The organism is Paenibacillus sp. UNC496MF, assembly GCF_900113915.1.
GTDB lineage: Bacteria > Bacillota > Bacilli > Paenibacillales > Paenibacillaceae > Paenibacillus_Z > Paenibacillus_Z artemisiicola.
Window position 1 is genome coordinate 27,201 of the sequence record NZ_FORE01000024.1, and the last position, 14,224, is coordinate 41,424.

Genomic DNA, 14,224 nt, shown 5'->3' on the forward strand with positions numbered 1-14,224 from the left:
CGAAGGAGGGTTGCTCCTTGTTGGACGTGAACAACTTCGAGTATATGAAGATCGGATTGGCTTCCCCGGATAAAATCCGATCGTGGTCCCGCGGAGAAGTAAAGAAACCGGAAACGATTAACTACCGGACGCTGAAACCGGAGAAGGAAGGCCTGTTCTGCGAAAAGATTTTCGGGCCGACCAAAGACTGGGAGTGCCATTGCGGCAAATACAAGCGCGTCCGTTATAAAGGGGTCGTTTGCGACCGCTGCGGCGTCGAAGTCACGCGCGCGAAAGTGCGCCGCGAACGGATGGGCCACATCGAGCTGGCGGCTCCCGTATCGCATATTTGGTACTTCAAAGGCATCCCGAGCCGCATGGGCCTGGCACTCGACATGTCGCCCCGCTCGCTGGAAGAGATCATTTATTTCGCATCCTATGTCGTAACCGATCCAGGGGATACGCCGCTGGAGAAGAAACAGCTGCTGTCCGAGAAAGAATACCGCAGCTACCGCGAGAAGTACGGCTACGGCTTCCAAGCGGGCATGGGCGCAGAAGCGGTCAAGAAGCTGCTCCAAGATATCGACGTGGAGCGCGAGCTCGAAACGCTGAAGGAAGACCTTCGCACGGCGCAAGGCCAACGCCGCAACCGCGCGATCAAGCGTCTTGAAGTCATCGAGGCGTTCCGCAACTCCGGCAACATGCCGGAATGGATGATCCTCGACGTGCTGCCGGTCATTCCGCCGGAGCTTCGTCCAATGGTGCAGCTGGACGGCGGACGTTTCGCGACGTCCGACTTGAACGACCTGTACCGCCGCGTCATCAACCGCAACAACCGTCTGAAACGTCTGCTCGACCTTGGCGCGCCGGATATCATCGTGCAGAACGAGAAGCGGATGCTGCAGGAAGCGGTCGACGCGCTGATCGACAACGGCCGCCGCGGCCGTCCGGTAACGGGCCCTGGCAACCGTCCGTTGAAATCGCTCAGCCACATGCTGAAGGGCAAACAAGGCCGGTTCCGTCAGAACCTGCTCGGCAAACGGGTCGACTATTCCGGCCGTTCCGTTATCGTCGTCGGACCGAGCCTGAAAATGTTCCAATGCGGCCTGCCGAAAGAAATGGCGCTGGAACTGTTCAAGCCGTTCGTCATGAAAGAGCTGGTCAACAAAAACCTGGCTCATAATATCAAGAGCGCGAAACGCAAAGTCGAACGCGTCAGCCCGGAAGTTTGGGACGTGCTCGAGGAAGTCATCAAGGAGCACCCGGTTCTGCTGAACCGTGCTCCGACGCTTCACCGTCTCGGCATCCAAGCGTTCGAGCCGATTCTGGTCGAAGGCCGCGCAATCAAGCTTCACCCGCTCGTATGTACCGCGTACAACGCGGACTTCGACGGCGACCAAATGGCCGTTCACGTACCGCTTTCCGCCGAGGCGCAAGCCGAAGCGCGCCTGCTCATGCTGGCGTCGGGCAACATTCTGAACCCGAAAGACGGCAAGCCGGTCGTAACGCCTTCGCAGGATATGGTCCTCGGCAGCTTCTACCTGACGATGGACAACAAAGACGGCAAGGGCAGCGGATCCGTGTTCGCGACGGTCAACGAAGCGATCTCGGCTTACCAACGCGGCATCGTGTCGCTGCATGCGCGGATCTTTATCCCCGTTAAGGTTCTGAAGAAGTCGTCCTTTACGGACGCGCAGCAAAAAGCGCTGATTTGCACGACGGTCGGCAAAGTGATTTTCAACGAGATTTTCCCGAGCGACTTCCCGTTCATCAACGAACCGACGAAGGTAAACCTGCTTCAAGGTACACCTGAGAAGTACTTCGTTCATGAAAAGGGCGCGGATTTGGTTGCCTTCTTGGAGGGCATCGCCCAAATCGGCGGCGTCGGCAAAGAGTACCTCGGCTTGATCATTGCGGAATGCTTCCGTCAATATCATACGACCCGTACTTCCGTCATGCTTGATGCCATTAAACAGCTCGGATTTACGTATTCCACGCGCGCGGGCATCACGGTTGCCGTTGCGGACGTTGTCGTTCCGGCGGAGAAACAAGACATTCTGCGCGAGTCCGAAGATAAAGTTAAGGTCGTTACGAATCAATACCGCCGCGGTTTGATCACGAACGAAGAACGGTATGACCGCGTTATCGAGATCTGGAGCAAAACGAAGGATCAAATCACGGATATCCTCATGAAATCGATGGACCGCTACAACTCCATCATGCTCATGGTCGATTCCAAGGCGCGGGGCAACAAATCGCAAATCACGCAGCTCGGCGGCATGCGCGGTCTGATGGCGAACCCGTCCGGCCGGATCATCGAATTGCCGATCAAATCGAACTTCCGTGAAGGCCTGACGGTCCTCGAGTACTTCATCTCGACGCACGGCGCCCGTAAAGGTCTCGCCGATACGGCGCTTCGTACGGCCGATTCGGGTTACCTGACCCGTCGTCTGGTCGACGTCGCGCAGGACGTTATCGTTCGCGAGGACGACTGCGGCACGGACAAAGGGTTCATGGTCAGCAAGATCCAAGACGGCAAAGAGGTCATCGAGGATCTGTACGACCGTATCGAAGGCCGCTACTCGTTCGAGACGGTGCGTCATCCGCAAACGGGCGAAGTCATCCTTCAGCGCAACGAGCTGATCGACTCGAACAAGGCGGAAGCGATCGTCGCGGCCGGCGTCGAAAAACTGCAAATCCGCTCCGTGCTTAGCTGCCGCGCGCGTCATGGCGTATGTAAAATCTGCTACGGCCGCAACCTGGCGACGGGCAAATTCGTCGAGATCGGCGAAGCGGTCGGCATTATCGCCGCGCAATCGATCGGCGAGCCGGGCACGCAGCTCACAATGCGTACGTTCCATACCGGCGGCGTTGCCGGCGACGATATCACGCAGGGTTTGCCGCGTATCCAAGAGCTGTTCGAAGCGCGGAATCCGAAAGGCCAAGCGATCATTTCCGAAATCGACGGCGTCATCAAAGACATCCGCGAGACGAAAGATCGCCGCGAAATCGAAGTTCAAGGCGAGGCGGAATCGAAAACGTATGCGGTCAGCTTCGGCTCCCGTATCCGCGTAGTCAAAGGCAAGCAAATCGAAGCCGGCGACGAGCTGACGGACGGTTCCATCGACCCGAAAGATATGCTCCGGATCAAAGGGATTCGCGGCGTGCAGAACTATATTCTGCAGGAAGTTCAGCGCGTTTACCGGAACCGAGGGGTAGAAATCAACGACAAGCACATCGAAGTCATGGTCAAGCAAATGCTGCGTAAGATCCGGATCGTCGAAGCCGGCGACACGACGCTGCTCCCGGGCGCCTTCGTCGACATCCACGAGTACGAAGCAGCCAACCGCGAAGCGATCCTGTCCGGCCAAGAGCCGGCCGTCGCCAAGCCGGTCCTGCTCGGGATTACAAAAGCGTCGCTCGAGACCGATTCCTTCTTGTCCGCCGCTTCGTTCCAAGAGACGACTCGCGTCTTGACCGATGCCGCGATCAAAGGAAAGGTCGACCAATTGCTCGGCCTGAAAGAGAATGTCATCATCGGCAAGCTGATTCCGGCGGGAACGGGCATGCAGCGCTACAGAAGCGTGCACGTCGCCGGCATGGACGACGAGCAGCTCGAAGAGCAGCTTGAAGCCGAGACGGTGCCCGTAGAGTCTTAAGTCAAGGCAAAAGCGCATAAAAGTGCCGGGGGAAGAGCGAGAAGGGGCAGTCTCGAGGAGGCCGTCGCCCTGATCGCTCTTCGCTCCGTTACGGGGCGCGCCGGTTTACTTTATTTTCATGCAAATCTGGGGCTTGGAAGCTTGACATAGCCTTAGGCTAAATGCTAATATGTCGTAGTGTGCCTAATCGCACGACCTCTGCACTTGTCAGTTTGATTGACTTGGAAGGATGGTTATTATGCGATTCGTTATAGGTAGTAAGCAAACGATGAAGATGGTAGAGCAGCGCAAAGCCAATCTCGTCTACGTTGCGCAAGATGCAGATCCGCGGCTGAAGAACAATATTGTTCGGCTTTGCGAGACGGCGGGCGTGCCGATTACCTGGTCGGAGTCGATGAAGAGCCTTGGGGAAACCTGCGGCATTGAAGTCGGAGCGGCCATGGCGGCGGTAATCCCCGAAATCGAATAAGAACATGCTGTTTTTACCGACCCGCAAGGGAAAGTAAAAACTTTCGTTTGTTCCTTTATGAACCGCCTGGATCTGTGGGCTTAACAAAGCCGATATGTCTTGAGAGCATTACTATGTGAGGAAGGGGGAAGCAACATGCCAACAATTAACCAGCTGGTACGTAAAGGCCGTGAAGCGAAAGTCGTTAAATCGAAATCGCCGGCTTTGCAAAGAGGTTTCAATGCACTGAAACGTGAAGAAACAAACCTGAGCTCGCCTCAAAAACGCGGGGTTTGCACACGTGTAGGTACGATGACGCCGAAAAAACCTAACTCCGCCCTGCGGAAATATGCGCGTGTTCGTCTGACGAACCGCGTTGAGGTAACGGCCTACATCGGCGGCATTGGCCACAACCTGCAAGAGCACAGCGTCGTATTGGTTCGCGGCGGCCGGGTAAAAGACCTTCCGGGCGTACGTTACCACATCGTTCGCGGCGCGCTTGACACTGCAGGCGTGAACAATCGTAAGCAAGCTCGTTCCAAGTACGGTACGAAGCGTCCTAAAGTTAAAAAATAATGAAGGTCCGGCCGGCAACGGTTAACTTCATCCTAAATTGTCAAACTAGAAGAAAGGGGGACTTCCAATGCCACGCAAAGGTCCTGTAACCAAGCGCGATGTATTGCCAGATCCGCTGTACAACAGCAAGCTCGTGACGCGCTTGATCAACCGCATCATGATCGACGGCAAACGCGGTGTTGCTCAAACGATTCTGTATGATGCGTTCACGCTCATCAACGAACGTACGGGCAAAGAACCGATGGAAGTTTTTGAAGCAGCTATTAAGAACATCATGCCGGTGCTCGAAGTTAAAGCACGCCGTGTAGGCGGCTCGAACTATCAAGTGCCGATCGAAGTCAAGCCTGAGCGCCGTACGTCGCTTGGTCTACGTTGGCTCGTGAACTATTCGCGCAACCGCGGTGAGAAGACGATGGAAGAGCGTCTGGCGGCTGAGATTATCGATGCTTCCAACAACACTGGTTCATCCGTTAAAAAACGCGAAGATACGCACAAAATGGCTGAAGCGAACAAAGCATTCGCTCACTATCGTTGGTAGTATCCGCATAATCGAAAGGAGATCGAATTATGGCAAGAGAGTTCTCCTTGAAAAATACGCGTAATATCGGGATTATGGCGCATATTGACGCTGGCAAGACGACCACGACGGAACGGATCCTGTTCTATACGGGCCGTACCCACAAAATCGGCGAGGTGCACGAAGGTGCAGCGACGATGGACTGGATGGAGCAGGAACAAGAGCGCGGGATCACGATTACGTCCGCAGCTACGACCGCTCAATGGAATGGTCACCGCATCAATATTATCGACACCCCGGGGCACGTTGACTTCACGGTAGAAGTCGAACGCTCCCTGCGCGTATTGGACGGGGCCGTTGGTGTTTTCAGTGCGAAAGAGGGCGTTGAGCCACAATCCGAAACCGTTTGGCGTCAAGCCGACCGTTACGGCGTTCCGCGGATTGCGTATGTCAACAAGATGGACATTATCGGCGCGGACTTCCTTAACGTAGTTAACGATATGCGCCTGCGCCTTCAAGCAAACGCGGTAGCGATTCAACTTCCGATCGGCGCAGAGAACGACTTCGTGGGCGTAATCGACCTCGTTGAACGAGTCGCTTACAAATACAAAGACGATCTGGGCAAAGAGCCGGAAAAGATTGAAATCCCTGCCGAGTATGCGGACAAAGTGGAAGAACTCCGCATGGAGCTTGTCGAGAAAGTCGCTGAGCTTGACGAAGAGCTCACGATGAAGTACCTCGAAGGCGAAGAATTGTCCGTGGAAGAAATCAAAGCAGCGCTCCGCAAAGGCGTTTGCGATGTTAAAATCTTCCCGGTCATCTGCGGTTCCTCTTACCGTAACAAAGGCGTTCAATTGATGCTCGATGCCGTTGTCGACTACCTGCCTGCTCCAATCGACGTTCCGGATATCAAGGGTCACCTTGAAGACGGCACGGAGACGACTCGCAAATCGGCCGACGACCAGCCGTTCGCGGCACTGGCATTCAAAATCATGACTGACCCGTTCGTGGGGAAACTGACGTTCTTCCGCGTATACTCCGGCGTCCTGAACTCCGGCTCGTACGTCGTGAACGCAACGAAAGGCAAGCGCGAACGGATCGGCCGTATCCTTCAAATGCACGCCAACAGCCGTCAAGAAATCAGCGAAGTTTACTCCGGTGATATCGCGGCTGCGGTAGGCTTGAAAGATACGACAACCGGCGATACGCTTTGCGACGAGAAGAACCCGGTTATCCTGGAGTCCATGAACTTCCCTGAGCCGGTTATCCAGCTCGCGGTTGAACCGAAGACGAAAGCTGACCAAGACAAAATGGGTATCGCGCTGCAAAAGCTGGCAGAGGAAGATCCTACGTTCCGTGCGCACACGGACGAAGAGACCGGCCAAACCATTATCGCAGGTATGGGCGAGCTTCACCTTGAGATCCTCGTTGACCGTATGCTTCGTGAATTCAAAGTCGAAACGAACGTTGGTAAGCCGCAGGTTGCTTATCGCGAAACGTTCAAGACGGCTGCGAAGGTCGAAGGCAAATTCGTTCGTCAGTCCGGCGGACGCGGTCAATTCGGTCATTGCTGGGTTGAATTCATTCCGCTCGAGCCAGGAGAAGGTTTTATCTTCGAAAATAAAACCGTCGGCGGCTCGATTCCGCGTGAATACATTGCCCCAGTTCAAGCAGGTATCGAAGAATCGATGAAAAACGGTGTCCTCGCGGGCTTCCCGATGGTTGACATCAAAGCAATCGTATTCGACGGTTCCTACCATGACGTCGACTCCTCCGAAATGGCGTTCAAAATCGCCGGATCGATGGCGCTTAAAGCAGCGAAGGACAAGTGTAATCCTGTGTTGCTTGAGCCAATCATGAAGGTAGAAGTCAGCGTTCCTGAAGAGTACATGGGCGACGTAATGGGTATGCTGAGCTCCCGCCGCGGTCGTATCGAAGGTTCGGACACGCGCCATGGCGCGTTGATCGTTCGTGCGAAGGTACCTCTGGCAGAGATGTTCGGTTACTCCACGGTTCTTCGTTCCGGTACGCAGGGTCGCGGCGTATTCTCCATGGAGCTCTCTCACTATGAAGAAGTACCGCGCTCGATCTCGGAAGAAATCGTTGCAAAATCCAAAGGCAACGCCTAATCGGGAACCTTTGAGCCATCCGCGTGGAATAAGTTGTACCTTGGCCGGATGATGGACGTCCATATGGCGTTCATCCGGCCGATCACATAATCTTCTATATATTGAGGAGGAAGAGTTCAATGGCTAAGGCTAAATTTGAACGTAATAAACCGCACGTTAACATCGGAACTATCGGTCACGTCGACCACGGTAAAACGACGCTGACTGCAGCGATCACGACTGTACTTTCCAAGCGTTATGGCGGTGCTGCCGTAGCGTTCGACCAAATCGACAAAGCGCCGGAAGAGCGCGAGCGCGGTATCACGATCTCGACCGCACACGTTGAGTACGAGACGCCTAACCGTCACTACGCTCACGTTGACTGCCCAGGCCACGCCGACTATGTTAAAAACATGATCACCGGCGCAGCGCAAATGGACGGCGCAATCCTGGTTGTATCCGCAGCTGACGGCCCAATGCCGCAAACGCGCGAGCACATCCTGCTGTCCCGCCAAGTAGGCGTACCATACATCGTCGTATTCCTGAACAAATGCGACATGGTTGAAGACGAAGAGCTCCTGGAACTCGTTGAAATGGAAGTTCGCGACCTGCTCAGCGAATACGAATTCCCAGGCGACGACACGCCGATCATCCGCGGTGCAGCTCGTGAAGCGCTGCAAAACCCGGACGGTCCTTGGGCCGACAAAATCGTCGAGCTGTTCGAACAAGTCGACACGTACATCCCGACTCCGCAACGCGATACGGACAAACCGTTCCTGATGCCAGTCGAGGACGTATTCACGATCACGGGCCGCGGTACGGTTGCAACGGGTCGTGTAGAGCGTGGCGTCGTAAAAGTCTCCGACGAGATCGAAATCATCGGTCTGGTTGAAGAAACGCGCAAATCCGTCGTAACGGGCGTTGAAATGTTCCGCAAACTGCTTGACTCCGCTCAAGCTGGCGACAACATCGGCGCGCTGCTTCGCGGCGTTGACCGTAAAGACATCGAGCGCGGCCAAGTCCTGGCAAAGCCAGGTTCCGTTAAACCGCACACGAACTTCACGGCTCAAATTTACGTCCTGACAAAAGAAGAAGGCGGACGTCACAAGCCTTTCTTCACGGGCTACCGTCCTCAGTTCTACTTCCGTACGACTGACGTAACGGGTATCATCTCCCTGCCAGAAGGCACGGAAATGGTTATGCCTGGCGACAACATCACGGTAACGGTTGAGCTGATCGCTCCAATCGCCCTCGAAGACGGCACTCGCTTCGCTATTCGCGAAGGCGGCCGTACGGTAGGCGCTGGCGCAGTAGCATCCATCCAAAAGTAAGCGGCCTGCTGCGAAAGCTGCGGCTTGCGAAAACCCTCACTTCGGTGAGGGTTTTTTTATTTCCCCTGCGAGAAACAGTTTTCACAGTATTTGAGGTTTGCGGTGAAGGCGTTTTTTCTTTAATAATAATGAAGATGTTTCTGATGCGGCGAAATGGGCAACACCGATAAGACGGAAGCTTCGCACAAAGCGGGGGAATTTGGTCGTGGATCGACATAACACTCCATTTGAGAAAAGCATCGAGAAAACCAGGTTTTTGTTGCATTTGCCTACGGGCTTAGGTATAATAGTGAAGTTGGTCTGTGACGTTGCGATGATGCGAGAGGTTGCCGACACACACGGCTCCTTTGCCATGAGGGGCGTGTCGGGTTTTCTCGCGGAGTATGTCCGATACTAAATTGGGCGATAGAAGGAGGGACTTATAATGGCTAAGCAAAAGATTCGTATTCGCTTGAAAGCATACGATCACAGAATTCTGGATCAGTCCGCAGAGAAGATTGTTGAAACTGCGAAACGTTCCGGTGCAGGCGTGTCTGGGCCGATTCCGCTTCCGACCGAGAAGCAAATCATCACCATTCTGCGTGCCGTACACAAGTACAAGGATTCTCGTGAACAATTCGAAATGCGCACACACAAGCGTTTGATCGACATTGTGAACCCAACGCCGCAAACGGTTGATGCGCTCATGCGTCTTGATCTGCCGTCCGGTGTAGATATCGAAATCAAGCTGTAAGATCTCAATGTGGAAGGGAAATGAGGTGTCAACATGAAGGGTATCTTAGGTAAAAAACTTGGGATGACGCAAGTCTTTACTGCAGACGGTAACGTAGTTCCCGTAACGGTTATCGAAGCAGGTCCTTGTGTTGTTTTGCAGAAGAAAGACCAAGAAAACGATGGGTACGTATCCATCCAAGTCGGTTTCTCCGACAAAAAGGAAAACAGAGCGAACAAGCCGGAAACCGGCCACGCTAAAAAAGCCAACACGGCTCCTAAGCGCTACATTCGTGAATTCCGCGGCGTAAACGACGGGGAATATGAAGTTGGCCAGGAAATCAAGGCCGACCTCTTCGCGGCTGGCGAATTCGTTGACGTAACGGCTACGTCCAAAGGTAAAGGTTTCACGGGTACGATCAAACGTTGGAACCAAAGCCGCGGACCGATGGCGCACGGCTCGCGTTACCACCGCGGTCCTGGTTCAATGGGTTCCATCCAAGCGAACCGCGTACCGAAAGGCAAGCACTTGCCTGGTCACATGGGCGGCGAAACGGTTACGATTCAAAACCTTGAAATCGTTCGCGTCGACGTTGAACGTAATGTACTGCTGGTTAAAGGCTCCGTACCAGGCGCTAAAAACAGCTTTGTAAAAGTTAAAACTACGGTGAAGAAATAATCGCTAAAGAAAGGAGGAACATGAAATGCCGAAAGTAGCACTTTACAGCGTGAACGGTTCGCAAGTCGGCGAGATCGAATTGTCCGAAGCGGTATTCGGTATCGAGCCGAACGTTCACGTCGTTCACAGCGCCGTATTGCTTCAGCAAGCCGCTGAACGCAGAGGCACGCACAAAACGAAGGGCCGCTCCGAAGTACGAGGCGGCGGTCGCAAGCCTTGGAAACAAAAAGGCACGGGACGCGCGCGTCAAGGCTCCATCCGCGCTCCGCAATGGGTTGGCGGCGGTACGGTATTCGGACCGACTCCACGCAGCTACAGCTTCAAACTTCCTAAAAAGGTTCGTCGCTTGGCTATTAAATCCGCACTGTCTTCCAAGGTGATCGACAACGAAATCATCGTTTTGGATCAACTGGCGTTCGCGCAGCCGAAGACGAAGGAATTCGCCGCAGTCTTGAATAACCTGAAAGTGGCTCGCAAAGCACTGGTGGTTACGGCGAACTACGAAGATAACGTTGCGCTCTCCGCCCGCAATCTTCCGAACGTGAAGTTCGTTGCGGCCGATGGCATCAATGTTCTGGACGTCGTGAAATACGACCAGCTGATCATCACGAAGGAAGCGGTCGAAAAAGTACAGGAGGTGCTTGCGTAATGAAAAATCCACGCGATATTATCAAGCGCCCGATCATTACGGAACAAACGAGCGACTTCATGGCGAACAAACGCTATGTGTTCGAAGTTGATCTCCGTGCCAACAAGACGGAAATCAAGCTCGCGATCCAAGAGATCTTCAAAGTCAAAGTAACGAGCGTGAACACGCTGCGCATGCCGGCGAAACCGAAGCGTTACGGACGCCACAGCGGATATACGTCCGAGTGGAAAAAAGCGATCGTTCAACTGAGCGCTGACAGCAACGAGCTTGAATTTTTCGAAAGTGTTTAATCCGCGTTCGGGCCGTAGGGCTAACGCGAATTAAACGAGATATCGGTTAAGGAGGGAATCGAAGTGCCAGTTAAGAAGTATAAACCGACTTCTCCTGCGCGCCGTGCCATGTCGGTCTCGACGTTCGAAGAGATTACGACAAGCACCCCGGAGAAATCGCTTCTTGCGCCGCTTTTCAAAAAAGCCGGCCGTAACAACCAAGGCAAAATTACGGTTCGCCATCACGGTGGCGGCCATAAACGCAAATACCGGATTATCGACTTCAAGCGTAACAAGGACGGTATTTCGGGCAACGTCGCGTCGATCGAATACGATCCGAACCGTACGTCCAACATCGCGCTGATCCACTACGTGGATGGCGAGAAAGCCTACATCATCGCTCCAAAAGGCCTGAAAGTCGGAGACAAAATCGTATCCGGTCCGCAAGCGGACATCAAGATCGGCAACGCACTGCCGCTCGAGAACATTCCGGTCGGTACGGTTATCCACAACATCGAGCTGAAACCTGGCAAAGGCGGACAATTGGTTCGCGCTGCGGGTACGGAAGCTCAACTGCTTGGTAAAGAAGAACAGTACGTAACGATTCGCTTGACGTCCGGCGAAGTTCGTCGTATCCTGAAAACTTGCCGTGCAACGATCGGCTCCGTAGGCAACGAAGATCACGAACTCGTGAAAATCGGTAAAGCCGGCCGCTCCCGTTGGATGGGCAAGCGTCCGGAAGTTCGCGGCGTCGTCATGAACCCGAACGATCACCCGCACGGCGGTGGCGAAGGCCGCGCTCCAATCGGTCGCAAATCGCCAATGTCCCCATGGGGCAAACCGACGCTTGGCTTCAAAACGCGCAAGAAGAAAAAAGCTTCCAGCCAATACATCGTACGTCGTCGTACGAAATAATAGGCGCCTTGGCGTCATCCGCGTGACGCGCAGCGTCGCGTAACGCCAGCGTGAAGGGAGGATCATCCATGGGTCGCAGTTTGAAAAAGGGGCCGTTCATCGACGGTTACCTGCTGAAGAAAGTTGAAGTTCTGAACGAATCGAACAAAAAGACGGTCGTTAAGACTTGGTCGCGCCGTTCGACGATTTTCCCGCAATTCATCGGTCACACGTTCGCTGTTTACGACGGCAAGAAACACGTGCCGGTGTACGTAACGGAAGATATGGTCGGCCACAAACTCGGCGAGTTCGCGCCGACGCGTTCGTATAAAGGCCACGGCAACGACGACAAGAAAACGGGCCGTCGTTAGACGACGGATTTGCATGAAGTTATGATCGAGAGGAGGTTCATCCATGCCAGAAGCAAAAGCATTCGCTAACCATGTCCGCATTGCTCCTCGCAAAGCGCAGCTGGTGGTGGACTTGATTCGCGGCAAGCAAGTCGGCGAAGCGATCGCAATTCTGCGACACACGCCGAAATCGGCTTCCCCAATCGTCGAGAAGCTGCTGAACTCTGCTATCGCCAACGCAGAGCACAACTTCCAACTGGACGTGAACAAACTTGTGATTTCGCAAGTGTTCGTCAACCAAGGTCCAACCATGAAACGTTTCCGTCCGCGCGCCATGGGCCGCGCTAGCCGGATTAACAAGAGAACCAGCCACATTACTTTGGTGGTATCCGAAAAATAAGGAGGGACAACGTGTGGGACAAAAAGTAAATCCGGTCGGTCTGCGTATCGGCGTTATCCGTGATTGGGAGTCCAAATGGTACGCCGGCAAAGACTTCGGCGATCTGCTTATGGAAGACGTCAAAATCCGTGAGCACCTCAAGAACAAATTGAAGGATGCGGCTGTTTCCAAGTTCGAAATCGAACGCGCAGCAAACCGCGTCAACGTTACGATTCATACGGCTAAGCCTGGTATGGTTATTGGCAAAGGCGGTTCCGAGGTCGAAAACCTGCGTTCCGAGCTGTCCAAAATCTCCAAAGGCAAAAAAGTCCACATCAACATTTCCGAGATCAAAAATCCGGAACTGGATGCCGTTCTTGTGGCGGAAAGCATCGCGCAGCAACTCGAGCGTCGGATCTCGTTCCGCCGCGCAATGAAACAATCCATCCAACGCACGATCCGCGCTGGCGCGAAAGGCATCAAAACATCCGTTAGCGGACGTTTGGGCGGCGCCGAGATCGCTCGTCAGGAAGGCTACAGCGAAGGTACGGTTCCTCTTCATACGCTGCGTGCAGACATTGACTACGGAACAGCGGAAGCTCATACGACTTACGGCCGTATCGGCGTAAAAGTATGGATCTATCGCGGCGAAATCCTTCCGACGAAGAAGAAAGCTCCACAGGAAGGAGGCAACTAATCATGTTGGTCCCAAAACGCGTCAAACACCGTAAACAACAACGCGGTCACATGAAAGGTCGCGCGAAAGGCGGCGCTGAAGTCGCATTCGGCGAATACGGCCTCCAAGCGCTTGAGCCTTCGTGGGTGACGAACCGTCAAATCGAAGCAGCGCGTATCGCGATGACACGTTACATCAAACGTGGCGGTAAAGTATGGATCAAGATTTTCCCTGATAAGCCGATCACGCAAAAACCTCTCGAAGTCCGGATGGGTAGCGGTAAAGGTAACGTCGAGAAGTGGGTTGCAGTCGTAAAACCAGGTAAAATCATGTTCGAACTTGCCGGCGTTTCGGAAGAAATCGCACGTGAAGCTATGCGTCTTGCCGCACATAAACTGCCTGTTAAAACGAAGTTCGTGAAACGCGAAGAAGTGGGTGGTGAAGCAAATGAAAGCTAATGAATTCCGCAACCTTACCTCTGTTGAACTCGAACAGAAAGTCGCTGGCTTCAAAGAAGAGCTATTCAACCTTCGTTTTCAATTGGCTACCGGTCAATTGGAAAACCCAACTCGTATCCGCGACGTGCGCAAGGATATAGCTCGTGCCAAAACCGTTCTTCGTGAAAGAGAACTCGGAATCAGCGGCTAAGCCGCGGTCGTCCGTGACGAATAACGAATGCGTGGAAGGAGGATGAACATGAGCGAACGTAATGCCCGCAAAGTTCAAATCGGTAAAGTCGTGAGCGACAAAATGGACAAAACGATCGTTGTCGCGATCGAAACGTACAAGAAACACGACCTGTACCACAAACGGATTAAGTACACGAAGAAATTCAAGGCTCATGACGAGAACAACCAAGCGAAAATCGGCGATATCGTCAAAGTCATGGAAACTCGCCCGTTATCGAAAGACAAACGGTTCCGCCTGGTCGAAATCGTTGAAGCTGCTGTGATTCTGTAAAAATGAGTTATTAAGCATTTTTCCGAAAGGAGGACGTTG

General features: G+C 53.7%; 17 protein-coding genes. All 17 read left to right on the forward strand.

Going from position 1 to position 14,224, the window contains the following annotated elements; all coding sequences use genetic code 11:
* The first annotated feature begins 17 nt into the window (after window positions 1–17).
* The 17 genes from rpoC (at window position 18) to rpsQ (ending at window position 14,185) form a co-directional block, all read left to right on the forward strand.
* Window positions 18–3,638, forward strand: a complete 3,621-nt coding sequence (gene rpoC, locus BMZ79_RS32345; protein WP_090649050.1) for a DNA-directed RNA polymerase subunit beta' — start codon at window positions 18–20, stop codon at window positions 3,636–3,638.
* 238 nt (window positions 3,639–3,876) lie between these two features.
* Window positions 3,877–4,107, forward strand: coding sequence for a ribosomal L7Ae/L30e/S12e/Gadd45 family protein (locus BMZ79_RS32350; protein WP_090649053.1), 231 nt, complete (start codon window positions 3,877–3,879; stop codon window positions 4,105–4,107).
* A gap of 135 nt (window positions 4,108–4,242) precedes the next feature.
* Entirely contained in the window at window positions 4,243–4,662 is a 420-nt protein-coding gene (rpsL, locus tag BMZ79_RS32355) for a 30S ribosomal protein S12 (protein ID WP_090583216.1), read from the forward strand.
* A 67-nt stretch (window positions 4,663–4,729) separates the two neighbouring features.
* Entirely contained in the window at window positions 4,730–5,200 is a 471-nt protein-coding gene (gene rpsG, locus BMZ79_RS32360) for a 30S ribosomal protein S7 (protein WP_090649056.1), read from the forward strand.
* Window positions 5,201–5,229: 29 nt separating this feature from the next.
* Window positions 5,230–7,308 carry an elongation factor G gene (gene fusA / locus BMZ79_RS32365; protein WP_090649059.1) on the forward strand — a complete coding sequence of 693 codons (2,079 nt, stop codon included), beginning with the start codon at window positions 5,230–5,232 and terminating at the stop codon, window positions 7,306–7,308.
* 119 nt (window positions 7,309–7,427) lie between these two features.
* A complete protein-coding gene (gene tuf / locus BMZ79_RS32370) occupies window positions 7,428–8,618 on the forward strand; it encodes an elongation factor Tu (RefSeq protein WP_090649062.1) in 1,191 nt (396 codons plus the stop codon).
* A 424-nt stretch (window positions 8,619–9,042) separates the two neighbouring features.
* Window positions 9,043–9,351: a 30S ribosomal protein S10 gene (gene rpsJ, locus BMZ79_RS32380; protein ID WP_005544556.1), complete on the forward strand. Its 309-nt coding sequence runs from the start codon at window positions 9,043–9,045 to the stop codon at window positions 9,349–9,351.
* A 33-nt stretch (window positions 9,352–9,384) separates the two neighbouring features.
* Window positions 9,385–10,008 carry a 50S ribosomal protein L3 gene (rplC, locus tag BMZ79_RS32385; protein WP_090649066.1) on the forward strand — a complete coding sequence of 208 codons (624 nt, stop codon included), beginning with the start codon at window positions 9,385–9,387 and terminating at the stop codon, window positions 10,006–10,008.
* 25 nt (window positions 10,009–10,033) lie between these two features.
* Window positions 10,034–10,657: a 50S ribosomal protein L4 gene (gene rplD / locus BMZ79_RS32390; protein WP_090649068.1), complete on the forward strand. Its 624-nt coding sequence runs from the start codon at window positions 10,034–10,036 to the stop codon at window positions 10,655–10,657.
* Window positions 10,657–10,947: a 50S ribosomal protein L23 gene (gene rplW, locus BMZ79_RS32395; protein ID WP_090649070.1), complete on the forward strand. Its 291-nt coding sequence runs from the start codon at window positions 10,657–10,659 to the stop codon at window positions 10,945–10,947. The genes rplD and rplW overlap by 1 nt, the downstream gene beginning before the upstream one ends.
* A 63-nt stretch (window positions 10,948–11,010) precedes the next feature.
* Window positions 11,011–11,841, forward strand: coding sequence for a 50S ribosomal protein L2 (gene rplB / locus BMZ79_RS32400; RefSeq protein ID WP_090649073.1), 831 nt, complete (start codon window positions 11,011–11,013; stop codon window positions 11,839–11,841).
* Between the two features lie 68 nt (window positions 11,842–11,909).
* Window positions 11,910–12,191: a 30S ribosomal protein S19 gene (gene rpsS, locus BMZ79_RS32405; RefSeq protein ID WP_090649075.1), complete on the forward strand. Its 282-nt coding sequence runs from the start codon at window positions 11,910–11,912 to the stop codon at window positions 12,189–12,191.
* A 43-nt stretch (window positions 12,192–12,234) separates the two neighbouring features.
* Window positions 12,235–12,570, forward strand: coding sequence for a 50S ribosomal protein L22 (gene rplV / locus BMZ79_RS32410; RefSeq protein WP_090649078.1), 336 nt, complete (start codon window positions 12,235–12,237; stop codon window positions 12,568–12,570).
* Between the two features lie 13 nt (window positions 12,571–12,583).
* On the forward strand, window positions 12,584–13,246 hold the full coding sequence (gene rpsC / locus BMZ79_RS32415; protein WP_090649081.1) for a 30S ribosomal protein S3: 663 nt from the start codon (window positions 12,584–12,586) through the stop codon (window positions 13,244–13,246).
* Window positions 13,247–13,248: 2 nt separating this feature from the next.
* A complete protein-coding gene (gene rplP, locus BMZ79_RS32420) occupies window positions 13,249–13,683 on the forward strand; it encodes a 50S ribosomal protein L16 (RefSeq protein ID WP_090649084.1) in 435 nt (144 codons plus the stop codon).
* Entirely contained in the window at window positions 13,673–13,873 is a 201-nt protein-coding gene (gene rpmC, locus BMZ79_RS32425; RefSeq protein ID WP_090649087.1) for a 50S ribosomal protein L29, read from the forward strand. The genes rplP and rpmC overlap by 11 nt, the downstream gene beginning before the upstream one ends.
* Before the next feature lie 48 nt (window positions 13,874–13,921).
* On the forward strand, window positions 13,922–14,185 hold the full coding sequence (rpsQ, locus tag BMZ79_RS32430; RefSeq protein ID WP_090649090.1) for a 30S ribosomal protein S17: 264 nt from the start codon (window positions 13,922–13,924) through the stop codon (window positions 14,183–14,185).
* The last annotated feature ends 39 nt before the right edge of the window (window positions 14,186–14,224 follow it).